Source organism: Shinella agrisoli (genome assembly GCF_046557955.1).
Lineage (GTDB): Bacteria > Pseudomonadota > Alphaproteobacteria > Rhizobiales > Rhizobiaceae > Shinella.
In genome coordinates, this window is sequence record NZ_JBJIEP010000006.1 from 59,684 (window position 1) to 85,820 (window position 26,137).

Below are 26,137 nucleotides of genomic sequence, written 5' to 3' on the forward strand. Positions count from 1 at the left end.
GAGGCGCGCTCAGAGCCCGAAGGGGAAGGTGTCCGGCATGCGATCCTTCTGCGCATTTGCGGCAAGCGGCGTGACGGCGCGGGTCTCGTCGAACCAGACATAAGCGTCGAACTGCCTTGAAAGCCCGGCATTGGCGTAGTGGCTCGCCAGCTCGCTCTCCGGCCGGTAGATGACGCCGATGAAGCGTTCGAGCCGCCTGGCGGCGAGGGCCTCCGCGACAGGCGGGTGCCCGGCGAAATCCAGGAGGAACCGCCTCTTGCCCGAGAGATGGAAGCAGCGCTCGACGCTGTCTTCCCGGGACGGGCGGACGGCCTTTATCTCCATCTCCCCGTCCCAGTCGGTGGCCGCGGCGACCGTTCCCCTGTCGGTGCCGAAGCCGATCAGGGCGGCCCCGCTGCCGTATTTCTCGCGGCAGAGCTGGCCGATGCTGAGCTCGCCGCGGACCTCGCCCATGTCGGTGTGGCGGGCGTCGCCGACATGCGAATTGTGCGCCCAGACCACGGCCTTGCCCTGCGGCCCGGCCCTTTCGAGCAGGTGGTCGAGCGTCTCGAACATGTGGCGGTCGCGCAGGTTCCAGGCGTCCGCCCCGCCGTAGTACATGATGCGGTAGTAGCGCTCGGCGGACGCCACCAGGCGGGCGTTCTGCGCCGCGTCGAAGAGCGCATCGCCGCCGTCCCCGGTCTTTTCGAGCGCGCGGCGAAGGAGCTCGCGGCATTGCCGGACCACCGCATCCTCGCAGGTGCGGTAGCCGGCGGTGAGCACGGCGCGCCCGTAGGTGTCGGGCGCGTTCTGCCATGGGGTCAGGCAGCCGTAGCGCTCGCGCGCCACGTCGGCGGCGTCGGGGTCGGTCGCGTCGAGATAGGCGAGCACGGCGGCGATCGAGGCGCGCATGTTGTAGATGTCGAGCCCGTAAAAGCCGGTTTGCGCGCCGTCCCTGCGCCCCGCATTGTGCGACCGCAGCCAGGTGACGAAGGCAACGACCTCGCCATTGCGCCACATCCACGTCGGGAAACGCCGGAAAGGCGGTTCCCCGCCCGTCTCCTCCCGCCCGCGGACGAACCGGTCGATCGCGGCGGCGTCGGGCCAGTCGGCCTCCACCGCCACGATGGTGAAGCCGTGCCTTTCCACGAGGCGCCGCGTGACGGCGGCGCGCGCCCGGTAAAATTCCGACGTGCCGTGGCTGGCCTCGCCCAGCAGCACGACGCGGCGGTCGGCGAACCGCTCGAAGGCGTCGGCGAAGGCGGGATCGTCGAGGGACGGCAGGTCCTCGCCGGCGTCCGCGATCCGTTCGGGCAGGCGCTGCCGCAGGCGGACACCGGCCTCCTCGGGGTGCTCGCTCCAGCCGGCTTCGCCCACCAGCGGCACGAAGAAGACGCCGCCGAGGTCCTCCTCCTCGTAGCGGTCGGCGGCGAGCCGGGTGATGCGCAGCAGCCGTTGCGACCGCTCCTGCCGCCCGACCGGTATGATGAGGCGGCCGCCGATTTCCAGCTGCGCCTTCAGCGCCGCCGGTGCCGCCGGTCCGCCCGCGGAGACGAGGATCGCATCGAAGGGCGCCTTTTCCGGCCAGCCTTTCGTGCCGTCGCCGGCGCGGACCTCCGCGTTGCGCAGCCCCAGCCCCGCCAGCCGGGCCGCGGCCCTTTCGGCGAGCGCGGCATGGCGCTCGATGGCGAAGACCCGCCGGGCGAGATGGCTCAGCACGGCGGCGGCGTAGCCGGAGCCGGCGCCGACCTCCAGCACGGTGTCGGTTTTCTCGATTTCGGCGGCTTCCGCCATGCGGGCGACGATATAGGGCTGGGAAATGGTCTGCCCCTCGGCGATCGGCAGCGGGGAATCCTCGTAGGCGAATTCCTCGAACCCCTCCTCGACGAAGGTCTCGCGCGGCACGGCGTCCATCGCCTTCAGCACGCGCGCATCCGCGATGCCGCGGCGCGCAAGGTGCCGCTCGACCATCCGGCGCCTGGCATGTTCGTAATCGAGCATATGGTCCTCCCTGCGGCGCTTTAGGCCGCCGCCCGTCCGGTCGAACCGGCCGGAAGCCGATTGACAGGTGTCAACAGGCTTGGCCGGAGCCGGCCGGGCCTTCCTACTTGCGCTGAAGGACGATCTCGCTCGTGACGATGGTCTTTCCGGACGCGGGGTCCTTGTCGGTGGTCGTCAGGGTCAGGCCGCTGTCGCCGACCTTGGCCACCGAGAGGTTGGCGCGCCGGTCGCCGTTGATCTCCTTCGCCCAGCGGATCGTAAGGTTCAGCGTGTTGCCTTTGCGCTTGCCGGAAAGCGAGGCGGGGCCCGAACCCGCTCCCAGATAGGAGCCGCGATAGGTGTTCCCTTTTATCTGCAGGTCCGCGCCCACGGCGCGCGAAACCACGAGCAGGCCGCGGCACCGCCCGTTCAGGGAGAGCGAGCCGGACGAGGTTTCCGAGTTGAACGTGCAACTGACGTCGATCGGCGCCTTGTCCGTCCTCAGCCTGACGCGTCCCTGGCCTTCGTACTGGCCTTCGAGGGTGTTCAGGAACTGTTCTTCGCTCGCCTGGGCCGCGGGCATGGAAAGCATCGCGGCACAGCCCAAGAGCACAGCGGGATATGTTCTTTTCATCTCATCGCTCCGTGTAAGGGCCACAACGATCCTGACGGAGTAAACCCGCAGAGCCTGCCCGGGGTTCCGGCTGGAACAATCCGCGTCCTGCGCTGTTTGGCCTTTTTCAGCATCCGAGCCAGGCCGATGAATGCGCGACGCCTTCTCCTTTCGCTCTTGGCCCTCTGTCTGTTGCTCGGCGCTGCGGCCTATGCGGTCGCCTGGCAGCCGAGCCTTGCCGTGTTGGCCGAGAACGAGCAGCAGGACTTTCCGCCGGACGTGGTCGCCCGGGGCGCGCAGCTTGCCGCGGTGGGCAACTGCATCGCCTGCCATACCGTGCCCGGCGAGCGGGCCTTCGCGGGCGGGCTGGCGCTGCCGACGCCGTTCGGCACGATCCATTCGACGAACATCACGCCCGACCGCGAAACGGGCATCGGCGCCTGGACGCAGGAGGCCTTCCGCCGGGCGATGCGCCAAGGCGTCGACCGCGAGGGCAACTATCTCTACCCCGCCTTCCCCTATGACCACTACACGCGCGTGACCGACGAGGACAACCACGCGCTCTATGCCTTCCTGATGACCCGCCAGCCGGTCAGGGCCGAAGGAAAGCCCAACGACCTGCCGTTCCCGCTGGGCTTCCGCCCGCTGCTTGCGGGCTGGAAACTGCTCTTTCTCGAAGAAGGCCCCCATCCGGTCGACGAGGCCCGAGGCGAAGCCTGGAACCGCGGACGCTATCTCGTGGAGGGCCTTGCGCATTGCGGCGCCTGTCACACGCCGCGCAATGCGCTCGGCGCCGTCGACAGGAGCCGCAACCTCGGCGGTGGCGAGGCCGAGGGCTGGCAGGCCTATGCGATCAACGCCGACTCGCAGGCCCCGGTGCCGTGGGACGAGGACAGCCTCGCCTTCTACCTGCGCAACGGCTGGCACGAGCTGCACGGCGTGTCGCGCGGGCCGATGGCGGAGGTGACGGGCAATCTCGGCCTGCTTCCCGACGAGGACATCCGCGCGATGGCGGCCTATGTCGCCTCGGTGATGGGCGAGCCGTCCGCGGAGCGGCGCGAGCGGGGAGAGCGCCTGAAGGAGCGTTTCGGCACGGGCGGGCGGCTCGTGCAGGCGTCCGACAGCCAGACGGACGTTTCGGGGCAGGCACGCGGCACCGGCCATCCGGGCGAGGCGCTCTATCGGTCGGCCTGCGCCAACTGTCACGAGGGCGGCCGGCCGCAGCCCTATGGCGGGCTCGACTTCACGCTGAGCACGGCGGTCAACGCGCCCGATCCGCAGAACATCATCACCGTCACCCTGTTCGGCCTGCCGCCGGCCGACGGCGAGGCGAGCGCCATCATGCCGGCCTTCGCCAACACGCTGGGCGACGCGCAGATGGCGGACCTGCTTGCCTATATGCGCGAGCGCTTTTCCGGCGGTCCGCCATGGCAGGACCTCGCCCGGCAGGTCCGGGAAACCCGGGACGGAACGCGTCACGTGGCCGTGCGGCCGGCGGACGGCATCGAAAGGGCGCCGCGCAATGTCGGCGCGAAGGAGGACTGATGGCCATTTCCCTGAACGTGAACGGAACCAGCCACGAGGTCGATGCCGATCCGGCGACGCCGCTCCTCTATGTGCTGCGGGACGATCTGGCGCTCAACGGCGCCAAATACGGCTGCGGCCTCGGCCAGTGCGGCTCGTGCACCGTGGCGGTCGACGGCGAGCCGGTCCTGTCCTGCATGACGCCGGTCATGCTGATGGAGGGACGGGAGATCACCACCGTCGAAGGGCTCGGAACGATCGAGAGGCCGGGGCCGCTGCAACAGGCCTTCATCGAGGTGCAGGCGGCCCAGTGCGGCTACTGCATCCCCGGCATGATGATGAGCGCCCATGCGCTCCTTGCGCGCAACCCCGCGCCGAGCGACAGGGAGATCCGCGACGCGCTGGCCACCAATCTCTGTCGATGCGGCACGCACATGCGCATCCTCGCCGCCATCAGGCGCGCCGGCGAGCTGATGCAGGCCGCCGCACCGGGCGATCCGGCACGGAGGGCGGGCTGATGGACGCGCTCTCGCTCGCCGTGACCCGCCGGCAGCTGCTCGCCGGCACCGGCGCCCTGGTCGTCAGCTTCTCGCTCACCGGCGCCCGCGCGCAGGAAGGCGGGGCCGCCCCGGCGGCAGGCGCCGTCAAGCGGCCGGGCAGCCTCGACGACGCGCCTTTCCTCGATTCCTGGATCAAGGTCTCGTCCGATAACGCCGTCACCGTCTTCACCGGCAAGGCCGAGCTTGGGCAGGGCATCCGCACGGCGCTGCTGCAGCTCGCCGCCGAGGAGCTCGATGTGGAGCCAAGCGAGATCACCTTCGTCACGGCCGATACCGGCCGCACGCCCGACGAGGGTTTTACGGCCGGCAGCCAGTCCATGCAGAACAGCGGAACGGCCATCCGCAACGCCGCCGCGCAGGTGCGCGCGCTCCTCGTCGCGCAGGCGGCCCGCCGCTGGAGCCTCGCCCCGGCGGAGCTGCGCACAGAGGGCCGCGCGGTCATGGCTGCGGACGGGCGCCGGCTCAGCTATGGCGAGCTCGTCTCCGAGCAGTTGCTGCATGTCGAGGCGGAGCCGCAATCGCCGCTGAAACCGCCCGACGCATTCCGGATCATCGGCACGTCGCTGCCCCGGGTCGACATTCCCGCAAAGGTCACCGGCACGCCGATCTATATTCACGACATGCGGCCGGAAGGCATGCTGCATGCGCGGGTGGTGCGCCCGCCCAGCGCCGGGGCGGAGCTGACGGACGTCGATACCGGCGCGGTCGAGGCCATGTCCGGCGTCGTCTCCGTCATCCGCGACGGGCGCTTCCTGGCGGTGGTCGCCGAGAAGGAGTTCCAGGCCGTCAGCGCCATGCGGGCGCTCGCCGCCGCGGCCCGCTGGAGCGAGCGGGAGACCCTGCCGGACCAGTCCGACCTTGCCGCTGTCCTCAAGGGGCTGGAGCGCGAGGTCGGCACGGTCGCGGAGAGCGGGACGCCGGTCTTCGACGGCGAGGTCTTCGAGGCGACCTTCACGCGGCCCTACCAGATCCACGGCTCGATCGGCCCGTCCTGCGCGCTGGCGCAGGTGAAGGCGGACGGCTCGCTGGACGTCTGGTCGCATACGCAGGGCGTGTTCCCGGACCGCAGCGCGATCGCCGAGATGCTGGGCATGCCGGAGGATCGGGTCCGTGTCATCCATGTCGAGGGATCGGGCTGCTACGGCCACAACGGCGCCGACGACGCCGCGGCCGATGCGGCGCTGATCGCCACGAAGCTGCCCGGCCGCATCGTGCGCGTGCAATGGATGCGCGAGCAGGAGCACGCGTGGGAGCCCTACGGTCCGGCGATGCTGGGCACCGTGCGGGCCGCGCTCGGCGCGGACGGCCGCATCGCCAGCTGGACCTACGACCTTTGGAGCAACACCCATTCGACCCGGCCGGGCGGCGCCGGGGCGCTGCTGGCGGCCCGGCACAAGGCTGGGGCGTTCCAGCCGCGCCCGGCAAGGCTCCAGATCAGCCCCTCGGGCAACGGCGACCGCAACGCCGATCCGCTCTACGCGATCCCCAACAAGAAGGTGCAATGGCATTTCCTGCCGGACATGCCGCTGCGGGTCTCGGCCCTGCGCGGCCTCGGCGCCTATGCCAACACGTTCGCGAACGAAAGCGCCATGGACGAGCTGGCGCTGATGGCCGGCGCGGACCCGGTCGAGTTCCGCCTTCGCCATCTCGACGACGCGCGCGCCCGGACGGTCGTGGAGCTCGCCGCCGAGCGCTTCGGCTGGGCAGGCCCCGGCCTGCCGCAGAACCACGGCCGCGGCTTTGCCTTCGCGCGCTACAAGAACCTCGCCGCCTATCTCGCCGTCGCGCTCGAGGTGGAGGTCGAGCCGGAGACGGGCCGCGTGCGCGTGGTGCGCGCCGTCTCGGCCATCGACAGCGGCGAGATCGTCAACCCGGACGGCATCCGCAACCAGACCGAGGGCGGCATCCTGCAATCGATCAGCTGGACGCTCTACGAGCAGGTGACCTTCGACCGCACGCGCATCACCAGCGCGGACTGGTCGAGCTATCCGATCCTGCGCTTCGCCAGCGTGCCCGACAGCGTCGAGGTGCACATCGTCGAGCGTCCGGGCGAGCCGTTCCTCGGCACGGGCGAGGCGGCGCAGGGGCCGACCGCCGCCGCCGTCGGCAATGCCATCCGCAATGCCACCGGCCGGCGCCTTTACGACCTGCCGCTGACGCGCGAGCGGGTGCGCGGCCTTCGGGCCTGAAGGGCAGCGCGCGGGAACATTGTGGCGCCGGCTCCGGTTCGGCGCATGTCACGACGCTGGGAGGCGGTCCGATGCCTGTGCTTGTTCGCTATATCCTTGCCCGGCTGTGCACCGGCTTTGTCCTCGGCACGATCAGCGCGGCCGGCATCCTGCTCGTCAATCCGGCCGCCTTCGGTGGCCCGACCAGCGTTCTCGAGGTCCTTCTCGTCGCCTACGGCCTGGGATCGGCCTTCGCGGCGGGCTATCTCGCCACCGCGCTCGCCAACGAACACGACGAGCGATGAGGCAAGGCCTGCGCCGGCTATCGCGGACCGGCCTCGCCCTCGTGCCTTTCGAGCGCCGTGAGGATCGTGTAGGCCGCCTTGACGCGCTCGGCGATCGGATAGTTGCGGTTGGCGAGAAGCACGACGCCGATCCGGCGCGCCGGCACGAAGGCCGCATAGGCGCCGAAGCCGCCGGTGGAGCCGGTCTTGTTGGCAAGCACCTCGCCGGCGGGCTGCTGCGGCGGCACCAGACGCATCGCGGTCTGCGGCTTCAGCGCCATGTCGGAGGAATTGCCCGCAAGCAGCGTATCGAGGCTCGCGGGCCAGGCGTAGAGCTCCCATCCGAGGGACTGGAACGTGTCGCCGATGCGGTAGTAGCCGGTTTGCGTGGATGCGATCGCCTTTTGCAGCGACGGTTCGAGCCGCGAGGGATCGATATTGGCATCGAGGAAGCGCAGCATGTCGCCCGCCGTCGTCTTGACGCCGTAGGCCTCGGCGTCGAGCGCGCCCGGATTGACGCGCACCGGCTTGCCCTGCCTGTCATGGCCGAAGGCGTAGTTCTCCGTTTCGGCCTCCGGAACCCGGATGTAGGTCCTTCGAAGGCCGAGCGCCGGAAAGAGCCTGTCCTCCATAAGCGCGGCAAAGGGTCTCCCGAGGCTTTCGGCGGCGAGGCGGCCGAAGAGGCCGATGCTCGGATTGGAGTAGACGCGGCGGGTGCCGGGCTCGTAGCCGGGGCGCCATCCGCGGAAGTAGCGGATGATCGCGCCGTCGTCGGTCACGTCGTCGGGGAACTGGAGCGGCAGGCCGCCCGCCGTGTAGGTGCCGAGGTCGAGCACGGCGATGCGATCGAAAGCGCTGCCGGCGAGCGCCGGAAGGTGATCGCTCGCCGCGTCCGAGAAGGCGAGCTTTCCTTCGGCCTCGGCATAGCCGCCGAGGGTGGCCGTGAACGTCTTGCTGACGGAGCCGATTTCGAACAGCGTGTCGCCGCCGACGCGCTTCGACTTCTCCTTGTCGGCAAGGCCGTAGTTGAAAACGTAATGACGGCCGGCAACCGTGACGCCGACGGCCATGCCGGGCACGCCGTTCTCGGCCATCACCGCCTTGACGGCCTTCTCGACGACCGGCGCGATCCGGCGCTCGATGTCCTCGGCCCCTGCATGGGACGGCGGGGCGGCTGCGAAGGCGAGGAGGGAGCAGAAGCCCACGGCGAGCGGGCGGTTCAGGTCCTGAAATTTTCTCATGGCTGTGCGGAATCCTCTCGGCATCGGTGTCGGGTTCGCCGACGGGTATAGAGGGCTGTCCGGCGGTCGGGCAAATGAGGAGATCTCGGCGGAGGCATGAGAAAAGCTTGGCCTTCGTTGGCGGACGGCGCCCCTTACCGCCGCGTGGAAAGCGCGCCCGGCGTGCCGAACTGGTTTTCCTGGAGGGGCTGGGCGCGGATGAGCGCCTCGCGGCCGCACGGTGTCACACGAACGGCCTCAGCGACATTTCCGCGCCGAGCAGCAGCAGGCAGGCCAGGAACAGGCGCCGGAAGGTGGCCGGGCTGAGCCGCCCGCGCAGCGCCTGGCCGGCATGCATGCCCGCGAGCGCGGGGCCGAGCGCCAATGCGGACAGCCACAGCGCCTGCGGCTCGAAGGCCCCGTGCGCGCCGAGCCCCGCCGCGAGCGCGAGGGTCGAGACGGTGAAGGAGAGGCCGAGCGCCTGCACCAGATCGTCGCGGGGCAGGCCGAGCGACTGCAGGTAGGGGACCGCCGGGATGACGAAGACCCCGGTGGCGCCGGTCACGACGCCGGTCACCGCGCCGACGGGAGGCGAAAGCCACGGCTCCAGGCGCGCGGGCACGCGGATCTGGCGCGCGAGCAGCGTGTAGCCGGCATAGGCGACCAGCGCCGCGCCGAGGGCGGCGGTGGTCGCCCCGGCCTCGGCGTTGGCGAGCCACGTCGCGCCCAGCATCGTGCCGGCGCAGATCGCCAGCATCATCGGCCAGAGCCGGCGGACGAGCGGACCGAGGGCCGGTCCGGCCAGAAGCTGCCAGGCATTGGTGACGAAGGACGGCACGATCAGCAGGCTGGCCGCCGCCAGCGGCGAGATCAGCGCGCCGAGCACCCCCATCGCCACGGTCGGCAGGCCCATGCCGGTCACGCCCTTGACGATGCCGGCGGCGAAGAAGGTCACGGCAATCGCGCCGAGGACGGGAAGGGACGGGTCGGTCATGCCCCGGTCATAGCCCGCCGCGCGCGACGCGCAATGCGCAAATGCCGTGGCCAGCCTATGGCTGGACCGAAGGCTGGTTCCCGCTTATCTTGCCGCATGCGCTTCGATCTGACCGACCTGCGCCTGTTTCTCGCCGTGGCGGAGGCCGGCAGCATAACCCATGGCGCGGCCGAGGCCGGCCTGTCGCTGCCCGCGGCCAGCGAGCGGCTGCGCGCGATGGAGGCCTCGGGCGGGGTGACGCTGCTGGCGCGCGGGCGGCGCGGGGTGGCGCCCACCGAAGCCGGCGAGGCGCTGCTGCACCATGCCCGGCTGATCCTCGGCCAGACGGCGCGGCTGCGCGGCGAAATCGGCCAGTTCGCGACGGGCCGGCGCGGCACCGTCCGGCTCCTCGCCAACACGGCGGCGGCCTGCGAGTTCCTGCCCGCCCGGCTTGCGCCCTGGCTGGCCGCGCATCCGCAGGCCGACGTCGAACTGAAGGAGCGCCAGAGCGCCGACATCGCCCGCGGCGTCGCCCTCGGCTTTGCCGAGATCGGCGTGCTTTCGGATGCCGTCGAGACCGCCGGGCTGACCCTGCGTCCCTTCGCGACGGACCGGCTCGTCGTCGTGGCGGCGCGCGGCCATGCCCTTGCGGCGGTGCGGCAGGTCCGGCTTGCCGACCTCGGCGGCGAGCCCTTCGTCGCTCTCGCCGAAAGCGCCTTGCAGGATCACCTCGACGCGCAGGCGGCGCGAATCGGCCTGCGGATCAGGCCCCGCATCCGCCTGCGCGGCTTCGACGACATCTGCCGGATGGCAGGGGCCGGCGTGGGCATCGGCATCGTTCCCGAGACGGCCGCGCACCGCTGCCGGCGTTCGATGCGGATTTCCCTCACGCGCCTGTCGGACGATTGGGCGGTGCGCCGCCTGTCGCTCTGCATCCGCAGCGATGCCCGGCTGCCGCCGCTCGCCCAAAGCCTGCTCGACCATCTCGGAAGCGCAGGGAAGGCCCGCGTGTGACATGCGCCGCCGCCTCCGGCAGGAGGACGTCCGCGCGCGGGCCGGAGGACCGGCATCCCGGCGCGGGGTGATGCCGCGATGTCCCCCGCCAGCCCGGTGTCATAAAACTGTCGTAAATGGGGTGGAGGTCTTCTTCCTGCAGGGGTGACTGGACCGCAAGGGAAGGCTGTTCGATGGGACTTCCGACACCTTTTTGCACGGCTGCGTGCGCTCCGTGATCCGGGCCGACATCGCCCTGGCCGCTTTCGCCGGCATGGCTGTGCTCGCGATCCAGGCCCTCGTGCTTGCCGCCGATCAATGGTGGGGCGTCGACCACTATCATCTCGTGCGCGATCCGAACGCCATAGCGGGCAATCCCAATTATTTCGGCCTCGTTTCCAACCTGGGCATCGTGCTGTGGATTTCCGGCGCGGCGGGCGCCTTGCAGGCGCGTGCGGCGCTCGGAAGGAGGCCGGCCGGGCATGTCGGGGGCGTGCTCCTGACCGGCGGCCTGTTCGCCGCGCTGATGGGGCTGGACGACTTCTTCATGCTGCATGAATCGGTTGCCGGCGCCGGCGTGCCGGAGCCCGCCGTCCTGCTGCCGCATGCCCTGCTTCTGGCCCTGCTCTGCTACCATGCATGGTTCGTCCGCGCGCGAACGCCCTGGCGCACGCTGGCGATGTCGGTGACGTCGTTCGGCCTCTCCCTGGCGGTCGATGTCTATCCGGTGCATTTTCCGGCGCAGGTGTTTATCGAGGAGAGCTTCAAGCTGCTCGGCATCGCGATGCTCGCCGTCTATCTGCTCGCGGTCGGCCAATCCGCCTTGAAGGCGCGGCTGGCGGCGGACCGGATCGAGGCGGGTGCCGGCGTTGCCGCGAACCTGCGCGGGGTCGGCAGGGCAGGCGGCGCGCCGCTGACGGAGCCGGTCGCGGGTCAGGCGGCGGGCGAGGGGTCCGCCGCGGCCGCCTCCTTGCGTTCGGCATAGATCCGCGCCAGCCACGCGCAGACCATCAGCTGGATCTGGTGGAACAGCATGAGCGGCAGGACGATCGCGCCGATCGGCTGGCCGGCGAAGATCACGCCCGCCATCGGCACGCCGCTCGCCAGGCTCTTCTTCGAGCCGCAGAAGACGGCGGCGATGCGGTCCTCGCGGTTGAAGCCGAGCAGCTTTCCGCCGAGGTTGGTCATGACGAGCACGGCCGCAAGCAGCAGGCCGTCGAGCGCGACGAGAAGGGCGAGGTCCCGCGCCTCCAGCTGGTGCCAGACCCCCTCCGTCACCGCATCCGAGAAGGCGAGGTAGACGACCATCAGGATGGAGCCGCGGTCGAAGGGCATGAGCAGCGCCTTGCGGGCGCGCACCCAGTTGCCGATGAACGGCTGCAGCAGCTGGCCGGCCACGAAGGGCAGGAACAGCTGGAGCATGATCTTCAGGACCATGTCGAACGAGACGCCGACATGGCCGCCGGCGGAAAAGAGCATGGCGACCAGCGCGGGGGTGAGGAAGATGCCGAGGATGTTGGAGGTCGAGGCGGCGCAGATCGCCGCCGGGACGTTGCCGCCGGCAATCGAGGTGAAGGCGATCGACGATTGCACCGTCGACGGCAGGACGCACAGGAAGAGCAGGCCGAGATAGAGCGGCTGGGGGATCAGCCAGGGCGAAAGGAAGCCGAGGCCGAGGCCGAGCAGCGGGAATGCCAGGAAGGTGGCGGCCAGGATGAAGATCTGCAGCCGCCAGTGCAGGAAGCCGGCGATCACCACATCGGTGGAAAGGCGCGCGCCGTGCAGGAAGAACAGGCCCGCGATCGCGGCATTGGTGGCGACGGCGAACCACGCCGCCGGCTCGCCGGAAACCGGCAGGAGCGAGGCGAGCGCCACGGCCGCAACGAGAAGCAGGGTGAACGTATCGGGAATGAGGGTCTTCATGCGGGGGCGGTCCGGGATCGTTCGGGTCTCGACAGGCCGCCGATCTTGGATATCCTGAATCGCAATGCAAGAAATAACAGTTATTGAGAATCGCGATATGCTTGATCTCGTGCAGTTGCGCAGCTTCGTGACGGTGGCGCAGGTGCGGAGTTTCACGCTCGCCGCCGAGCGCCTGCATCTCAGCCAGTCGACCGTCAGCCAGCACCTGCAGCGGCTGGAGCGCAGCCTGCGGCGGCGGCTCGTGCACCGGGACACGCACACGGTCCGGCTCACCGCCGAGGGCGAGGCCCTTTTGCCGCACGCCCGGCAGCTTCTCGCGCTGGAGCGCCAGGCCGTCGCCCAGTTCGAGGCGGATACGCCGCGGGGCGTCCTGCGGCTCGGCGTTTCCGAGGACCTGGTGAGCGGGCAGCTGCCGGGATTGCTCGAGGATTTCATCGCCGACTATCCATCCGTCGATCTCCAGCTCTCCGTCGCGCTGTCGAGGACGCTTGCCGAGATGCAGGACCGCGGCGCGCTCGATCTCGTCATGGCCAAGCGCAGGATCGGCGACAGGCGGGGCGACGGCGTGCTGCGCGAGCCGCTCGTCTGGCTGGCGAGCGACCCCGAGGCCGTGCTTGCCAAGCCGGTCCTGCCGCTGATCGTCTTTCCCCCGCCGAGCCTGACCCGCCTCCTGCTGATGGAGGCGCTGGAGCGCGGCGGCACGCCGTGGCGCATCGTCTGTTCCTGCCACAGCCTCAGCGGCCTGACTGCGGCGGCGCGGGCCGGCATGGGCGTGCTCGTCCAGCCGCGCAGCCTCGCCCCCGCCGGGCTTCGCGAGATCGCTTCGCCCCGCCTGCCGGCCCTGGAGGACGTCGAGTTCGTGCTCGTCACGTCCCCTTCCGCCGACCGCGCGACCGTCTCGGCCTTTTCCCGCCGGGTGCGGGAGCGGTTCGGCGGCGGCTTCGTCCCGAGGCGCGATGCCGACTGACATTTTCCGGTGCGGATGAGGCGTATCGCGCGGGCGGAGGTTTTCGCCGTCGCGGGCGCGATCTACATTGCTGCCGACTCGCCGTCACCGGCGCGCCGGGCGCTTGCCGACATTCGAGGAGGACGAACAGAATGCGCAATTTCGAGAAGCCGACGCGATCCGTCGCCGTGTCCCGCCACGCGATGGCCGCGACCTCGCATCCGTCCGCCACGCTTGCGGCGCTCCAGGTCATGGAAGCGGGCGGCAATGCCATGGATGCGGCGATCGCCGCCTCCGCCGTGCAATGCGCCGTCGAGCCGGGCTCGACCGGCATCGGCGGCGACTGCTTCGTGCTCTTCGCGCCGAACGGGTCCGACGAGGTGATCGCCTACAACGGCTCCGGCCGCACGCCGGCCGCCCTGACGCTCGACTGGTTCGCCGAGCGGGGCCTTGCCGAAGTGCCCCGCCGGTCGCCGGCGGCGGTGACGGTTCCCGGCGCCATCGACGCATGGACGCGGCTTCATGCCGACCATGGGAGGCTGCCCTTCGCCGACGTGCTTGCGCCCGCCGTGCGGTTCGCCGAGGAGGGCTATGCGATCAGCCCGCGGGTTCATCGCGACTGGCTGCTGGAACAGGAGCTGCTGGCGGCCGATCCGGCCGCGGCGCGCATCTTCCTGCCGGCCGGGCGGGCGCCGAAGGTCGGCGAGGTGCACCGCCAGCCGGAGCTGGCCGAGACGCTGAGGCGCATCGCCGCCGAGGGACGCGACGGTTTCTATGCGGGCCCGGTCGCGCAGGACATGGTGGGCTATCTCCGCTCGCTCGGCGGGCTGCACACGCTGAAGGACTTTGCCGATGCGCGCGGCGAGTATGTCACGCCGGTCACCACCGTGTTCCGCGGCCATACGGTCCACGAATGCCCGCCCAACGGGCAGGGCATCATAGCGCTGCTCATCCTCAACATCCTCAGCCGCTTCGAGGCCAGGGGCGATCCGCAGTCGCCGGACCGGATGCATGTCGAGATCGAGGCGACGCGGCTTGCCTATGCCGCCCGCGACGCCCTGATCGCCGACCCGGACAAGGCGGACGTGCCGGTGGAGGAACTGCTCTCCGACGCGCTTGCCGACCGGCTGGCGGGCATGATCGACCTTCGCCGCGCGCTGACCGACCTGCCGCCCTTCGATATGCCGCTGCACCGCGACACGGTCTATATTTCCGTGGTGGACCGCGAGCGCAACGCCGTCAGCTTCATCAACTCGGTCTTCGACAGTTTCGGCACGGGCCTCGTCGCGCCGCGCTCGGGCGTCGTCCTGCACAACCGCGGCCAGAGCTTTTCGCTGAAGCCCGGCCATCCCAACGCCGTGGCGCCGTCGAAGCGCCCCCTCCATACGATCATCCCCGGCATGGTGACCCGCGACGGCAGGGTGGAGATGCCCTTCGGCGTGATGGGCGGCTACTACCAGGCACTCGGCCACGCGCACCTGATCTCGAAGGTCTTCGACTACGGCATGGACCTCCAGGAGGCGATTGACCTGCCCCGGCTGATCCCGAGGCCCGGCGGCACGCGGGTCGAGGCCGAGCACACGCTGCCGGCCGCAACCGCGCAGGAGCTGCAACGGCGCGGCTTCGTGATCACGCCGGCCGAGGATCCCATCGGCGGGGCCCAGGCGATCCGTATCGACTGGCGGAACGGGACGCTCCTCGGCGGTTCCGAGCCGCGCAAGGACGGCATCGCCCTCGGCCTTTGACGGATGGGGGCGGGAAGGGGCTTTTTTCCCCTCCCCGCCCGTTTTTCGGCCCCGGTCAGCCGAGAACGGCCTTCACCGCGTCGGCGGTCGCCTTCACCACGATGTCGGCTTCGTCCTTTGTCAGGCAGAGCGGCGGGGCGAAACCGAGGATGTCGCCCTGCGGCATGGCGCGGCCGATGACGCCGCGTTCGAGGAGGGCGGCGGCCACCTGCGGTCCAATCTTTCTCGACGGATCGAAGAAGGCGCGGTCGTCCCTGTCCTCGACGAATTCGACGGCGGCCATCAGCCCGTCGCCGCGCACCTCGCCCACATGGCGGTGATCGCCGACGGCCTTCGCCAGTTCGGCGCGGAAATAGGCGCCCGTCGCGCCGGCGTTCTCCACGAGGCCGAGCTCGTCGATGAGCTCCAGGTTGGCGACGCCCGCCGCGGCGCAGATCGGGTGGGAGGAATAGGTCCAGCCGTGGCCGATGGCGCCGAGCTCGTCCGAGCCCTTCACCAGCACCTGCCAGACCTTGTCCGAGACGATGGTGCCGGAGAGCGGCGCATAGGCGGAGGTGAGGCCCTTGGCGATGGTGATGAGCGCCGGCTTCATGCCGTAATGGTCCGAGCCGAACATCGTGCCGAGGCGGCCGAAGCCGGTCACGACCTCGTCGGCGACGAGCAGGATGTCGTACCTGTCGAGCACGGCCTGGATCTTCTGCCAATAGCCCTTCGGCGGCGGCACGATGCCCCCGGTGCCGAGGATCGGCTCGCCGATGAAGGCGGCGACCGTCTCCGGCCCTTCGGCAAGGATCGTCTCCTCCAGCTTGTCGGCGCAATATTGCGAGAACTGCTCCTCGTCCATCGACCGATCCGGGCGACGGAAGAAATAGGGCGCCTCGGTGTGCAGGATCGGCGCGCGCGGCAGGTCGAAGGCGTTGTGGAAGAGATGGAGGCCCGTCAGCGAGCCGGTCATGACGCCCGAGCCGTGATAGCCGCGCCAGCGCGAGATGATCTTCTTCTTCTCCGGCCGGCCGAGCACGTTGTTGTAGTACCAGATGAGCTTGATGTTCGTCTCGTTGGCGTCGGAGCCCGAGAGGCCGAAATAGACGCGGCTCATGCCTTCCGGCGCGCGGTCGATGATCATCTTGGAAAGGGTGATCGAGGCTTCGGTGCCGTGGCCGACATAGGCGTGGTAATAGGCGAGGTTCTTCGCCTGGTTCGCGATCGCGTCGGCGATCTTCTGGCGGCCGTAGCCGACATTGACGCAGTAGAGGCCCGCGAAGGCATCGAGGCTCGTCTTGCCGTCCACGTCGGTGATGTAGACGCCCTCGCCGCCGCCGATGACGCGGGTCGGCGTCTCGCCGCGGGCGTGCATGCCCATATGGGTGGAGGGATGGAAGAAGTGGTCGCGGTCCCAGGCGGTGAGTTCGTTGCGTCTGTCGAGCATGGTCTTTCCTTTCGGTATTTCGGTGCCCGTGATCAGGCAGCGGTGTCGATGCAGAGATATTTGAGCTCGGTGAAGGCCTCCATGCCGTGGCGCGAGCCCTCGCGGCCGAGGCCGGACTGCTTCCAGCCGCCGAAGGGGATCGGCCCGCCGGTGATCTTCACGCGGTTGACCGCCACCATGCCGTATTCGAGCGCCCGGGCAAGCCGCATCTGCCGCGCGCCGTTTTGCGTGACGACATAGGCGACGAGGCCGTATTGGGTGTCGTTGGCGCGGGCGATGACCTCCGCCTCGCCGTCGAAGGCGGTGACGGCGGCGACCGGGCCGAAGGTCTCCTCGCGCATGATCAGCGCATCGTCGGGAACGTCCGTCAGCAGCGTCGGCTCGTAGAACAGCGCTCCCGCCTTGTGCCGCTTGCCGCCGGCGAGCAGCTTCGCGCCGCGCTTGACCGCGTCGGCGACCTGCTCCTCCAGCTTGGCGACGGCGCGCTCGTGCATCAGCGGGCCGATCTCCACGCCCGCCTCCAGCCCGCCGCCGACCTTCAGCGCCTCGATGCGCGCCTTGAACGCCCTGGTGAAGGCGGCAAGGGCGGGGCGCTCGACATAGATGCGGTTGGCGGCGAGGCAATCCTGGCCCGAGGTCGCGAACTTGGCGTCGACCGCGATGCCGGCGGCCTTGTCGATGTCGGCATCGGCAAAGACGATCAGCGGCGCGTGGCCGCCGAGCTCCATGACGAGCCGCTTCATGGTCGGCGCGCATTGGCCGGCGATCAGCCGGCCGATCTCCGTCGAGCCGGTGAAGCTCATGGCGCGCACGCGGGCATCGGCATTCATGCGGCCGACGACGGTCGCCGCATCGCCCGTCACGACGTTGAAGACACCGGCGGGAAGGCCGGCCCGCTCGCCGAGCTCGGCCAGCGCCAGCGCCGAAAGCGGCGTCTCGCTGGAGGGATGGGCGACCACGGTGCAGCCGGCGGCAAGCGCCGCGGCGGCCTTGCGGGTGATCATGGCGGAGGGGAAGTTCCACGGCGTCACGACGCCGACGACGCCGAGCGCCTCGCGGCGCACGATCATCTCCGCGCCCGGCAGGTGGCTGGTGACGCTCTCGGCGTTGAGGCGTTTTCCCTCCTCGGCGTACCATTCGATGAAGGAGGCGGCATAGTCGATCTCGCCGCGGGATTCGGCCAGCGGCTTGCCCTGTTCCAGCGTCATCAGCAGCGCAAGGTCCTCGCGCGCCTCCAGCATGAGGCCGTGCCACCGGCGCAGGATCGCGGCGCGCTCCTGCGGCAGCATGTCCCGCCAGGCGGGAAAGGCCTGCGAAGCGGCCGCAATCGCCTCCGCCGTCTGCTCGCCGTCGAGCGAGGCGACCCAGGCGAGCGTCGCGGCGGTGGCGGGGTCGGTCACCTTGAAGCTCCTGCCCTCGTGTCCGGCCACCCAGCGCCCGCCGACATAGGCGAGTTCGCGCAGGAGGTGGGGATCGGCGAGGCGGGCAAGCGCGTCGTGAAAGGTCGTGCGGGCGAATAGGGCGGTCATGGCGGCCTCCTCTGGCTGTATGGAGGGAGTCTGCCAGAGGCCGGGCGACAGATTGTCTATTTGCCGGGGCGGGCCGCAGAGACTTTGGCCAAAGGCGCGGGCGGCCGTAGACAATCTCTCTATTGCGGCGATGGCCCGCCGGACGCCCTTGCGGCGAGTCCCCTTCTCCCCGAGGGGAGGAGCGGCGGCGAACCTCACCCCGACGCCGGCAGCAGCGTCGCCAGCGGCAGCACGGTCTCCTCCTTCACCGTCTTGGTGACGATGTAGGTGAAGTAGCGGTCGATGCCGAGCTCGCGGTCGAGCAGGCCGTCGACGAGGCGCTGGTAGGCGTCGATGTCCGGCGCCATGATCTTGAGGATGTAATCGACGCCGCCGCCGACCGACCAGCAGGCGACGATCTCCGGCGTCGCCGCCACGGCCCGCTCGAAGCGCTCGAAATCGGCCTGGCGGTGGTTGGCGAGCGTCACCTCCATCATCACGCTCGCGACGGGCGCGACGCGCCGCACGGCGACGCGCGCATGGTAGCCGGCGACGATGCCCGCCTTCTCCAGCTTGCGCAGGCGCAGCCAGCAGGGGGTGGGGGAGAGGCCGGCCTTCTGCGCCAGCGCGAGCTTGGTGATGCGCCCGTTCTCCTGGATGGCCTCCAGGATGCGCAGGTCGATGGCGTCGAGTTTCATCGGGTCGCCCTCCGGGCGGGGATCATGTCAAAGCGTCGGAAAAAGACAATGGAAAGCCATTTAGACGTTGTCAATTGACCTGAATTTGAGCACTGTTGAAATCATGACAAATTGGCGTCCCGACATATCCCAATTGCGCCGGCCGGCCTATCTCTCCCTTGCCGAACAGATCGCCCGCGCCATCCAGGAAGGGACGCTGCCGAACGGAACGCGCCTCCTGCCGCACCGCAAGCTCGCCGACGACCTGAAACTCTCCGTGCAGACCGTCAGCCGCGCCTATGACGAGCTGATCCGCCGCGGCCTCATCTCCGGCGAGGTCGGCCGCGGTACCTTCGTGCAGACGCGGCCGCGGGAGCCGGAGCCGCCCTACCTGCCCGAACGCCTCGGCGAGCTGGTGGACCTGTCGATCCTGAAGCCCGTCTGCGAGCAGATCCATCTGGAGCGCATGCGCGAGGCCTTCGGCTGGCTTGCGGAAAACCTGCCGTCGAGCTCGGCGCTCTCCTTCCGGCCCAACATGGTCTTCCCGCGCCACCGCGCGGTCGCCGCCGAATGGCTGGCGCGCTGCGGCCTCGACATCTCGCCGCTCAACATCAGCCTCACCAACGGGGCGACCTCCGGCATGACGGTGGCGCTGATGAGCGTCGCCCCGCCGGGCGCGACGGTGGCGACGGAGGCGATCAGCCATCATACGCTGGTGCCGCTCTCCACCTATCTCGGCCTCCATCTCGAAGGCCTGCCGATCGACCGCGACGGCATGATCCCCGAGGCGCTGGACGAGGCGTGCCGCAAGGGCGTCGTCCGCGCCGTCTTCCTGCAGCCCTCCGTCATCAACCCGACCGCCACGCTGATGAGCGCGGAACGCCGGCAGGCCCTGGCGGACGTCGCGCGGCGCCACGACATCGCGATCATCGAGAACGACATCCTCGGCCCGCTCGTCGAGGGCAGGGCGCCGCCGCTCGCCGCCTACGCGCCGGAGCGCACGCTCTACGTGACGAGCTTCACCAAGATCACGGTGCCGGGCCTGCGCATCGGCTATCTCGCCGCGCCCGACCGCTATGTCGCGGCCGTCGCCAACCGGCACCTCGTCTCGAACTGGATGGCGACGCCCTCGATCGCCGAGATCGCCACGCGCTGGGTCGGCGACGGCACGGCGATGGAGCTCGTCACCTGGCAGCGCCGGGCGCTGGCCGCGCGCCACGCCATCGCGGAGGAGACCTTCGCGGGCCTGCCGTACCGCGCCCATCCGCAGAGCCTGCATGTCTGGCTGCCGCTGCCGGAAGGCCACACGGAGGAGGGCTTCGTCTCGCAGGCGCGCCTGCGCGGCGTCGCCATCGCGCCCGGCTCCTCCTTCCGCACCTGCGACCAGCACTGGCATCCGGCCGTGCGCATCTCGCTCGGCTCGACCACCGAGCAGGAGCTTCGCACCGGCCTCGGCATCCTCGCCTCGCTCGCCAGCGGCAACCCGGAAGCGCTGCTGCTCGCGATTTGAAGGAATTGCCCGCCAATTGGGCGGCTCAAGAATAATTGTACTGATATTATTATTCGGATTGACATGATTTTGATCGCCGCGCATCGTTAAGGCATACCGTGTCCCGACAGAAAGAGACATGCATGGCCGCACCGATCATCCGCATCGACAACATCACGAAGCGCTACGGTCCGCTCACCGTGCTCGACGGGTTGTCGATGGAGGTGCTGCCGGGCGAGAAGCTCGCGCTCATCGGCCCGTCCGGCTCGGGCAAGACGACGATCCTGCGCATCCTCATGACGCTGGAGGGCATCAGCGGCGGCCATATCGAGATCGACGGCGAGCAGCTCTACCACATGCCGAAGAACGGCGGCCTCGTGCCGGCGGACGACCGGCACCTGCACAGGATGCGCGAGAAGATCGGCATGGTCTTCCAGCACTTCAACCTCTTCCCGCACAAATGCGTGCTCGACAATGTCACGCTGGCCCCGATGCTGACGAAGGGCGTGGGCAAGGCGGAAGCGCAGAAGCGGGCGATGGAGCTTCTCGACATGGTGGGCCTCGCCGACAAGGCGAAGAGCATGCCCGCGCAATTGTCCGGCGGGCAGAAGCAGCGCGTCGCCATCGCCCGGGCTTTGGCGCTCTCGCCGAAGATCATGCTCTTCGACGAGGTGACCTCCGCGCTCGACCCGGAACTGGTCGAGGAGGTGCTGAACGTCATGCGCCGGCTCGCCGCCGAGACCGACATGACCATGCTGCTCGTCACCCACGAGATGGGTTTCGCCCACGACTTCGCCGACCGCATCCTCTTCTTCGACCGCGGCAGGATCGTCGAGGAGGGCAAGCCGGACGAGATTTTCCGCAATCCCAGGCAGGAACGCACGCAGACCTTCCTGCGCAAGATCATCGCGGCAGGGCACCGCGTCTGAGCGGCTTCGGCCGCCCGGAAACAAAGGCTCCAAGCAACAACCAGGACAGCCAGAGGAGTTCGGAACGATGAAGATCAGGAAATTTTTGACCATGGCCGCCGGCGCGAGCGCGCTGACGGCCGCCGTCGCCGCCGCACCGGCCTTCGCCGATGACGGCAAGCTGGAGGAACTGAAGGAGCAGGGCTTCGCCCGCGTCGCCATCGCCAACGAGCCGCCGTTCACGGCGGTCGCCGCCGACGGCAAGGTCTCGGGCGCCGCGCCCGACGTCGCGCGCGAGATCTTCAAGCGCCTCGGCGTCGCCGACATCGTCGCCTCGATCTCGGAATACGGCGCGATGATCCCGGGCCTCCAGGCCGGCCGCCACGACGTCATCACCGCCGGCCTCTTCATGAAGCCGGAGCGCTGCGCCGCCGTCGCCTATTCCGAGCCGATCCTCTGCGACGCCGAGGCCTTCGCGCTGAAGAAGGGCAACCCGCTCGGCCTCAAGAGCTACAAGGACATCGCCGACAATCCGGACGCCAAGATCGGCGCGCCGGGCGGCGGCACGGAAGAGAAGCTGGCGCTCGAGGCGGGCGTTCCGCGCGACCGCGTCATCGTCGTGCCGGACGGCCAGAGCGGCCTGAAGATGCTGCAGGACGGCCGCATCGACGTCTATTCGCTGCCGGTCCTTTCCATCAACGACCTCGTCTCCAAGGCGAACGACCCGAACATCGAGGTCGTGGCCCCGGTCGAGGGCGCCCCGGTCTATTGCGACGGCGCGGCCTTCCGCAAGGGCGACGAGGCGCTGCGCGACGCCTTCGACGTCGAGCTCGCCAAGCTGAAGGAATCGGGCGACTTCGCCAAGATCATCGAGCCCTACGGCTTCTCCGCCGCGGCCGCGATGTCGACGACGCGCGAGAAGCTCTGCGCGGCGCAGTGATAGGGGCGCTCGCCCCTCATCCCGCTGCCGCGACCTTCTCCCCGTGAACGGGGAGAAGGGGCTTGCGGCGCCGGTTTCCCGTCGTCGGTTGCGCTGATGATCGGGAAAGCCATGCCGGTTCGCCCTTCGCCCCGCTTGCGGGGAGAAGGTGCCGGCAGGCGGATGAGGGGCCTTGCCCGGTCGACGCTAACTTGGAACACACGATGACCGACTGGTCCGGCTACATAGGTCTGATCCTGCAAGGCGCGCTCGTGACGCTTCAGCTCACCGTCATGGGCTCGGCGCTCGCCGTCGTCATGGCGTTCCTCGCCGGGCTCGGGCGCGTCAGCCGCTTCATGGCGGTGCGGGCGCTCGCCACCACCTATATCGAGTTCTTCCGCGGCACCTCGATCTTCGTCCAGCTCTTCTGGGCCTATTTCGTGCTGCCCTTCGCCGGCATCACGCTGACGCCGCTCCAGGCCGGCGTGCTGGCGCTCGGCCTCAATGTCGGGGCCTACGGGGCGGAGGTGGTGCGCGGCGCGGTGAAGGCGATCGGCCGCGAGCAGCGCGAGGCCTGCATCGCGCTCAACCTCACGCGCATCCAGGCGATGCGCCACGTCATCCTGCCGCAGGCGCTGCCGCTGATGCTGCCGACCTTCGGCAACAACGCGATCGAGCTCCTGAAGGGCACGGCCGTCGTCTCGCTGATCTCGCTCACCGACATGACCTTCCAGGCGCAGGTGGTGCGCGCGCAGACCGGCAACACGCTGATCCCCTTCGCGACGATCCTCGTGCTCTACTTCCTGATGGCGCTCGCCATCTCCTACGCCATGCGCTGGCTGGAGCGGCGCGTCACCCGCGGCCTCGACGGTGTGAGGACCTGACGATGGAATGGGACTGGAACTTCGTCTGGCAGATCATGCCGACCCTCCTCGAGGGCCTGAAGATCACCCTGCTGGCAACCGTTCTGGGCGCGGCGCTCGCCGCCGCCGTCGGCCTCGTCTTCGCCATCCTGCGCATGACGGCGCCGAAGCCGGTCGCCAGGGCCACCGGCTTCATCGTGGAGTTCATCCGCGGCACGCCGCTGCTCGTGCAGCTCTACTTCATCTTCTACGTGCTGCCGGACATCGGCATCCGCCTGCCGGCCCTGCTTGCCGGCGTGATCGGGCTCGGCCTGCACTACGGCACCTATGCGGCGGAGGTCTACCGCGCCGGCATCGAGAACGTGCCGCGCGGCCAGTGGGAGGCGGCCAAGGCGACGAACCTCACCGGCCGCCAGACCTGGGTCCATGTCGTCCTGCCGCAGGCGATCCCGCCGATGATCCCGGCGCTCGCCAACTATCTCATCGCCATGTTCAAGGAGACGCCGCTGCTCTCCGCCATCACCGTGCTGGAACTGATGAACCAGGCCAAAAGCGTCGCCAACAGCAGCTACCGCTACATCGAGCCGATGACGCTGGTCGGCGTGTTCTTCCTGATCATGAGCCTTATCTCCGTCGTCTTCCTGCGCTGGCTGGAGGAACGCTACGCAAGGGTGGAGGAACGCTGATGGACCTTACGCTCGCCTCCCGCACGCCGAGGTTCGACGAGCGCCCGCTCGAAAAGCGCGTCGGCCTCATCATCCTTGCGACCGACCACACGACGGAGGTGGACTTCCAGCGCATGGTGGCGGGCGGGCGGATCGGCGTCTACGCCACCCGCATCCCCTATGCCAACCCGGTGACGCCGGAGAACCTGCGCGCCATGCAGCCCTCGCTGACGGCCGGGGCCGCGCTCATCCTGCCGGACGAGCCGCTCGACGTCGTCATGTATTCCTGCACCTCCGCCTCGGTGGTCATCGGCGATGCGGAGATAGAGAAGGCGGTGAAGGCCGCCAAGCCGGCCGCCGCCGTCGTCACGCCCACCGCCGCGGCGGTCTGCGGCCTCAAGGCCCTCGGCGCCAAACGCATCTCCGTCCTCACGCCCTACACGCTCGCAACCAGCCGGCCGATGGCCGACTATTTCCTGGCGCTCGGCTTCGACATCGCCCGCTTCACCTGCCTCGGCCTCACCGACGACCGGAAGATGGCGCGCATCGCCCCGGAGGAAATCGTCGCCTTCGCGAAGGAGGCGACGGCGCCGGACAGCGACGCGCTCTTCATCTCCTGCACCGCCGTGCGGGCGGCGGGGGTCGCCGCCGAGATCGAGGCGGCTATCGGCAAGCCGGTCGTCACCAGCAACCTCGCCACCGCCTGGGCGTGCCTCAGGCTGTGCGGCGACGCGGCCGCGCGGCCGGAGCTCGGCCGGCTGATGACGCTCTCCTATCCCGCCCGGTAAGCCATGACGAACCTTCCCGTGACATTGGCGGATATCGAGCAGGCGGCGCGCCGCATCGCGGGCCGCGTCCTTGCAACGCCGTTCGTGCTCTCGGCCGCGCTCACCGGGCGCTGCGGCGTGCCGGTCGGCCTCAAGCTCGAACATCACCAGACGACCGGCAGCTTCAAGCTGCGCGGGGCGACGAACGCGGTGCTTTCGCTCTCGCCCGAGGCGCGGGCGCGGGGCGTCGTCGCCGCCTCCACGGGCAACCATGGCCGGGCGCTCGCCCATGCCGCGAAGGCGGAGGGGTCGGTCGCGACGATCTGCATGTCCCGGCTCGTGCCGGAGAACAAGGTTTCGCAAATCCGCCGGCTCGGCGCCGATGTCCGCATCGTCGGGCGCTCGCAGGACGAGGCGCAGGTGGAGGTGGACCGGCTGGTTAGGGAGGACGGCCTCGTCATGGTGCCGCCCTTCGACGGTCCCGCCGTGGTGGCGGGGCAGGGCACGCTCGGGCTGGAGATCGCGGACGCCATGCCGGACGCCGCGGCCGTGCTCGTGCCGCTCTCCGGCGGGGGGCTCGCGGCGGGCGTCGCCGCGGCGGTGAAGGGCCGTTCTGCGAAGACGCGGGTGATCGGCCTCACCATGGAGCGCGGCGCGGCGATGAAGGCGAGCCTCGATGCCGGGCACCCGGTGCAGGTGGAGGAGGTGGCGAGCCTTGCCGACTCCCTCGGCGGCGGCATCGGCCTTGCCAATGAAGTGACCTTTCAGATGTGCCGCGCGCTGCTGGACGACGTGATCCTGCTTTCCGAAGCCGAGATCGCCGCCGGCATGCGCCATGCCTACCGCGAGGAGCGCGAGGTGGTCGAAGGCGCCGGCGCGGTCGGCATCGCGGCGCTGCTTTCCGGCCGGCTCGGCAGGCTGGACGGCCCCGTCGCCGTCATCCTTTCCGGCCGCAACGTGGACATGGACCAGCACCTTCGGGTCATCAACGGCGAGGACGCGGCGTGACGAAAATGAAAATCCTCACCGAGGCGGACCTCCGGCGCATCGTGCCGCTCGACCTCGAAGCCGTCGCCTGCGTGGAGGCGGCCTTCCATGCGCTCGCCACGAAGGCCGTCGCCATGCCGCCGATCCTCCGGCTCGACATTCCCGAGCATCGCGGCGAGGTGGACGTCAAGACGGCCTACGTGCCGGGCCTCGACGGCTTCGCCATCAAGATCAGCCCCGGCTTCTTCGACAATCCGAAGATCGGCCTGCCGAGCACCAACGGCCTGATGGTGCTGTTTTCGGCGAAGACCGGCCTCGTCCAGGCCGTGCTGCTCGACAACGGCTACCTCACCGACGTGCGCACCGCCGCCGCCGGCGCGGTCGCGGCGCGGCACCTCTCACGGCCGGACGCCACGGTCGCCGCCATCTTCGGCGCCGGCATGCAGGCGAAGCTCCAGCTCGAAGCCCTGACGCTCGTGCGCCCGATCCGCGAGGCGCGCATCTGGGCGCGCGATATGGCGAAGGCCGAGGCGGCGGCGGAGGAGCTGACGGTGAAGCTCGGCATTCCCGTCCGCGCCGAGGCGGACGGCCGGGCGGCGGTCGACGGGGCGGATGTCGTCGTCACAACCACGCCCTCCGAGGTGCCGGTCCTCAAGGCCGAGTGGCTGCAACCCGGCCAGCACGTCACCGCCATGGGCTCGGACGCCGAGCACAAGAACGAGATCGAGCCTGCCGTCATCACCGGCGCCGGCCTCTATGTCGCCGACAGCCTGATGCAGACGCGCCGGCTCGGCGAATTGCACCATGCCATCGAGGCCGGCCTCGTGACGGAGGGGGCGGTCTTCCCCGAGCTCGGCGAGATCGTCGCCGGGCGGAAAGCGGGCCGCAGCGGCCCCGACGAGATCACCGTGGCGGATCTCACCGGCACGGGCATCCAGGACACGGCCATCGCGACGCTCGCCGCCGCCCGCGCGGCGGCGGCCAATGCCGGCACGACTTTCGAAAGCTGAGGAAATA

General features: G+C 69.7%; 24 protein-coding genes. 16 read left to right on the forward strand and 8 right to left on the reverse strand.

The features are described from left to right. Positions 1–9: 9 nt before the first annotated feature. Both ACIIOY_RS07670 and ACIIOY_RS07675 read right to left on the reverse strand, forming a co-directional pair. A complete protein-coding gene (locus ACIIOY_RS07670) occupies positions 10–1,980 on the reverse strand; it encodes a protein-L-isoaspartate(D-aspartate) O-methyltransferase (RefSeq protein ID WP_411034053.1) in 1,971 nt (656 codons plus the stop codon). Positions 1,981–2,083: 103 nt separating this feature from the next. Then, entirely contained in the window at positions 2,084–2,542 is a 459-nt protein-coding gene (locus ACIIOY_RS07675; RefSeq protein ID WP_411034054.1) for a hypothetical protein, read from the reverse strand. A gap of 177 nt (positions 2,543–2,719) precedes the next feature. Here ACIIOY_RS07675 and ACIIOY_RS07680 point away from each other — a divergent pair, with 177 nt between their 5' ends. The 4 genes from ACIIOY_RS07680 (at position 2,720) to ACIIOY_RS07695 (ending at position 7,129) form a co-directional block, all read left to right on the forward strand. After that, positions 2,720–4,117, forward strand: a complete 1,398-nt coding sequence (locus ACIIOY_RS07680; RefSeq protein WP_411034055.1) for a c-type cytochrome — start codon at positions 2,720–2,722, stop codon at positions 4,115–4,117. Beyond that, complete coding sequence (locus tag ACIIOY_RS07685; RefSeq protein ID WP_411034056.1) at positions 4,117–4,614, forward strand: (2Fe-2S)-binding protein; 498 nt, start codon at positions 4,117–4,119, stop codon at positions 4,612–4,614. The genes ACIIOY_RS07680 and ACIIOY_RS07685 overlap by 1 nt, the downstream gene beginning before the upstream one ends. After that, positions 4,614–6,845, forward strand: a complete 2,232-nt coding sequence (locus ACIIOY_RS07690) for a xanthine dehydrogenase family protein molybdopterin-binding subunit (RefSeq protein ID WP_411034057.1) — start codon at positions 4,614–4,616, stop codon at positions 6,843–6,845. The genes ACIIOY_RS07685 and ACIIOY_RS07690 overlap by 1 nt, the downstream gene beginning before the upstream one ends. Before the next feature lie 71 nt (positions 6,846–6,916). Then, positions 6,917–7,129, forward strand: coding sequence for a hypothetical protein (locus tag ACIIOY_RS07695; protein ID WP_411034058.1), 213 nt, complete (start codon positions 6,917–6,919; stop codon positions 7,127–7,129). Between the two features lie 17 nt (positions 7,130–7,146). Here the strand turns inward: ACIIOY_RS07695 and ampC are convergent, their stop codons facing one another. Then, entirely contained in the window at positions 7,147–8,349 is a 1,203-nt protein-coding gene (gene ampC / locus ACIIOY_RS07700) for a class C beta-lactamase (protein WP_411034059.1), read from the reverse strand. Between the two features lie 223 nt (positions 8,350–8,572). Continuing rightward, complete coding sequence (locus ACIIOY_RS07705) at positions 8,573–9,322, reverse strand: sulfite exporter TauE/SafE family protein (protein ID WP_411034060.1); 750 nt, start codon at positions 9,320–9,322, stop codon at positions 8,573–8,575. A 96-nt stretch (positions 9,323–9,418) separates the two neighbouring features. Here ACIIOY_RS07705 and ACIIOY_RS07710 point away from each other — a divergent pair, with 96 nt between their 5' ends. Both ACIIOY_RS07710 and ACIIOY_RS07715 read left to right on the forward strand, forming a co-directional pair. After that, positions 9,419–10,315, forward strand: coding sequence for a LysR family transcriptional regulator (locus tag ACIIOY_RS07710; RefSeq protein ID WP_411034061.1), 897 nt, complete (start codon positions 9,419–9,421; stop codon positions 10,313–10,315). A gap of 205 nt (positions 10,316–10,520) precedes the next feature. Continuing rightward, positions 10,521–11,279 carry a DUF8692 domain-containing protein gene (locus tag ACIIOY_RS07715; protein ID WP_411034062.1) on the forward strand — a complete coding sequence of 253 codons (759 nt, stop codon included), beginning with the start codon at positions 10,521–10,523 and terminating at the stop codon, positions 11,277–11,279. On the opposite strand, the gene ACIIOY_RS07720 is transcribed toward ACIIOY_RS07715, so the two are convergent. Further along, positions 11,228–12,217, reverse strand: coding sequence for a bile acid:sodium symporter family protein (locus ACIIOY_RS07720; protein ID WP_411034063.1), 990 nt, complete (start codon positions 12,215–12,217; stop codon positions 11,228–11,230). The genes ACIIOY_RS07715 and ACIIOY_RS07720 overlap by 52 nt on opposite strands. Before the next feature lie 97 nt (positions 12,218–12,314). Between ACIIOY_RS07720 and ACIIOY_RS07725 the strand changes: the two genes are divergently transcribed. Both ACIIOY_RS07725 and ggt read left to right on the forward strand, forming a co-directional pair. Next, complete coding sequence (locus tag ACIIOY_RS07725; RefSeq protein ID WP_411034064.1) at positions 12,315–13,184, forward strand: LysR substrate-binding domain-containing protein; 870 nt, start codon at positions 12,315–12,317, stop codon at positions 13,182–13,184. A gap of 131 nt (positions 13,185–13,315) precedes the next feature. Continuing rightward, positions 13,316–14,908, forward strand: a complete 1,593-nt coding sequence (ggt, locus tag ACIIOY_RS07730; RefSeq protein ID WP_411034065.1) for a gamma-glutamyltransferase — start codon at positions 13,316–13,318, stop codon at positions 14,906–14,908. A 55-nt stretch (positions 14,909–14,963) separates the two neighbouring features. Here ggt and ACIIOY_RS07735 read toward each other — a convergent pair whose 3' ends face one another. The 3 genes from ACIIOY_RS07735 to ACIIOY_RS07745 form a co-directional block, all read right to left on the reverse strand. Continuing rightward, complete coding sequence (locus ACIIOY_RS07735) at positions 14,964–16,337, reverse strand: aspartate aminotransferase family protein (RefSeq protein WP_411034066.1); 1,374 nt, start codon at positions 16,335–16,337, stop codon at positions 14,964–14,966. 32 nt (positions 16,338–16,369) lie between these two features. Next, entirely contained in the window at positions 16,370–17,866 is a 1,497-nt protein-coding gene (locus ACIIOY_RS07740) for an NAD-dependent succinate-semialdehyde dehydrogenase (RefSeq protein WP_411034067.1), read from the reverse strand. 194 nt (positions 17,867–18,060) lie between these two features. Next, entirely contained in the window at positions 18,061–18,543 is a 483-nt protein-coding gene (locus ACIIOY_RS07745; RefSeq protein ID WP_411034068.1) for an Lrp/AsnC family transcriptional regulator, read from the reverse strand. A 103-nt stretch (positions 18,544–18,646) separates the two neighbouring features. Here ACIIOY_RS07745 and ehuR point away from each other — a divergent pair, with 103 nt between their 5' ends. The 8 genes from ehuR to eutC all read left to right on the forward strand — a co-directional run bounded on the left by ehuR (position 18,647) and on the right by eutC (position 26,130). Continuing rightward, positions 18,647–20,032, forward strand: coding sequence for a MocR-like ectoine utilization transcription factor EhuR (gene ehuR / locus ACIIOY_RS07750; RefSeq protein ID WP_502226613.1), 1,386 nt, complete (start codon positions 18,647–18,649; stop codon positions 20,030–20,032). Positions 20,033–20,154: 122 nt separating this feature from the next. After that, positions 20,155–20,940: an ectoine/hydroxyectoine ABC transporter ATP-binding protein EhuA gene (gene ehuA, locus ACIIOY_RS07755; RefSeq protein ID WP_411034070.1), complete on the forward strand. Its 786-nt coding sequence runs from the start codon at positions 20,155–20,157 to the stop codon at positions 20,938–20,940. A gap of 67 nt (positions 20,941–21,007) precedes the next feature. Beyond that, positions 21,008–21,859: an ectoine/hydroxyectoine ABC transporter substrate-binding protein EhuB gene (gene ehuB / locus ACIIOY_RS07760; protein ID WP_411034071.1), complete on the forward strand. Its 852-nt coding sequence runs from the start codon at positions 21,008–21,010 to the stop codon at positions 21,857–21,859. A 203-nt stretch (positions 21,860–22,062) separates the two neighbouring features. Then, complete coding sequence (ehuC, locus tag ACIIOY_RS07765; protein WP_411034072.1) at positions 22,063–22,722, forward strand: ectoine/hydroxyectoine ABC transporter permease subunit EhuC; 660 nt, start codon at positions 22,063–22,065, stop codon at positions 22,720–22,722. Positions 22,723–22,724: 2 nt separating this feature from the next. Further along, positions 22,725–23,387 (forward strand): ectoine/hydroxyectoine ABC transporter permease subunit EhuD, encoded by a 663-nt coding sequence (gene ehuD, locus ACIIOY_RS07770; RefSeq protein ID WP_411034073.1) that lies wholly within the window; start codon positions 22,725–22,727, stop codon positions 23,385–23,387. Continuing rightward, the gene (eutA, locus tag ACIIOY_RS07775; RefSeq protein ID WP_411034074.1) at positions 23,387–24,154 is read left to right on the forward strand and encodes an ectoine utilization protein EutA; all 768 of its coding nucleotides are present in this window, start codon (positions 23,387–23,389) and stop codon (positions 24,152–24,154) included. The genes ehuD and eutA overlap by 1 nt, the downstream gene beginning before the upstream one ends. Before the next feature lie 3 nt (positions 24,155–24,157). Continuing rightward, positions 24,158–25,141 carry a hydroxyectoine utilization dehydratase EutB gene (eutB, locus tag ACIIOY_RS07780; protein WP_411034075.1) on the forward strand — a complete coding sequence of 328 codons (984 nt, stop codon included), beginning with the start codon at positions 24,158–24,160 and terminating at the stop codon, positions 25,139–25,141. Next, positions 25,138–26,130 (forward strand): ectoine utilization protein EutC, encoded by a 993-nt coding sequence (gene eutC, locus ACIIOY_RS07785; protein WP_411034076.1) that lies wholly within the window; start codon positions 25,138–25,140, stop codon positions 26,128–26,130. The genes eutB and eutC overlap by 4 nt, the downstream gene beginning before the upstream one ends. The last annotated feature ends 7 nt before the right edge of the window (positions 26,131–26,137 follow it).

Excerpts from the sequence above, each read along its gene's own strand:
- ACIIOY_RS07720 (WP_411034063.1), bottom strand. The coding sequence starts at position 12,217 with ATGAAGACCCTCATTCCCGATACGTTCACCCTGCTTCTCGTTGCGGCC.
- ACIIOY_RS07705 (WP_411034060.1), bottom strand. The coding sequence starts at position 9,322 with ATGACCGACCCGTCCCTTCCCGTCCTCGGCGCGATTGCCGTGACCTTC.
- ACIIOY_RS07725 (WP_411034064.1), top strand. The coding sequence starts at position 12,315 with ATGCTTGATCTCGTGCAGTTGCGCAGCTTCGTGACGGTGGCGCAGGTG.
- ACIIOY_RS07710 (WP_411034061.1), top strand. The coding sequence starts at position 9,419 with ATGCGCTTCGATCTGACCGACCTGCGCCTGTTTCTCGCCGTGGCGGAG.
- ehuR (WP_502226613.1), top strand. The coding sequence starts at position 18,647 with ATGACAAATTGGCGTCCCGACATATCCCAATTGCGCCGGCCGGCCTAT.
- ampC (WP_411034059.1), bottom strand. The coding sequence starts at position 8,349 with ATGAGAAAATTTCAGGACCTGAACCGCCCGCTCGCCGTGGGCTTCTGC.
- ehuD (WP_411034073.1), top strand. The coding sequence starts at position 22,725 with ATGGAATGGGACTGGAACTTCGTCTGGCAGATCATGCCGACCCTCCTC.
- ACIIOY_RS07695 (WP_411034058.1), top strand. The coding sequence starts at position 6,917 with ATGCCTGTGCTTGTTCGCTATATCCTTGCCCGGCTGTGCACCGGCTTT.
- ACIIOY_RS07735 (WP_411034066.1), bottom strand. The coding sequence starts at position 16,337 with ATGCTCGACAGACGCAACGAACTCACCGCCTGGGACCGCGACCACTTC.
- ACIIOY_RS07745 (WP_411034068.1), bottom strand. The coding sequence starts at position 18,543 with ATGAAACTCGACGCCATCGACCTGCGCATCCTGGAGGCCATCCAGGAG.
- ACIIOY_RS07680 (WP_411034055.1), top strand. The coding sequence starts at position 2,720 with ATGAATGCGCGACGCCTTCTCCTTTCGCTCTTGGCCCTCTGTCTGTTG.
- ggt (WP_411034065.1), top strand. The coding sequence starts at position 13,316 with ATGCGCAATTTCGAGAAGCCGACGCGATCCGTCGCCGTGTCCCGCCAC.
- ehuB (WP_411034071.1), top strand. The coding sequence starts at position 21,008 with ATGAAGATCAGGAAATTTTTGACCATGGCCGCCGGCGCGAGCGCGCTG.
- ACIIOY_RS07690 (WP_411034057.1), top strand. The coding sequence starts at position 4,614 with ATGGACGCGCTCTCGCTCGCCGTGACCCGCCGGCAGCTGCTCGCCGGC.
- ACIIOY_RS07670 (WP_411034053.1), bottom strand. The coding sequence starts at position 1,980 with ATGCTCGATTACGAACATGCCAGGCGCCGGATGGTCGAGCGGCACCTT.
- ACIIOY_RS07685 (WP_411034056.1), top strand. The coding sequence starts at position 4,117 with ATGGCCATTTCCCTGAACGTGAACGGAACCAGCCACGAGGTCGATGCC.
- eutB (WP_411034075.1), top strand. The coding sequence starts at position 24,158 with ATGACGAACCTTCCCGTGACATTGGCGGATATCGAGCAGGCGGCGCGC.
- ACIIOY_RS07740 (WP_411034067.1), bottom strand. The coding sequence starts at position 17,866 with ATGACCGCCCTATTCGCCCGCACGACCTTTCACGACGCGCTTGCCCGC.
- ehuA (WP_411034070.1), top strand. The coding sequence starts at position 20,155 with ATGGCCGCACCGATCATCCGCATCGACAACATCACGAAGCGCTACGGT.
- ACIIOY_RS07675 (WP_411034054.1), bottom strand. The coding sequence starts at position 2,542 with ATGCCCGCGGCCCAGGCGAGCGAAGAACAGTTCCTGAACACCCTCGAA.
- ehuC (WP_411034072.1), top strand. The coding sequence starts at position 22,063 with ATGACCGACTGGTCCGGCTACATAGGTCTGATCCTGCAAGGCGCGCTC.
- eutA (WP_411034074.1), top strand. The coding sequence starts at position 23,387 with ATGGACCTTACGCTCGCCTCCCGCACGCCGAGGTTCGACGAGCGCCCG.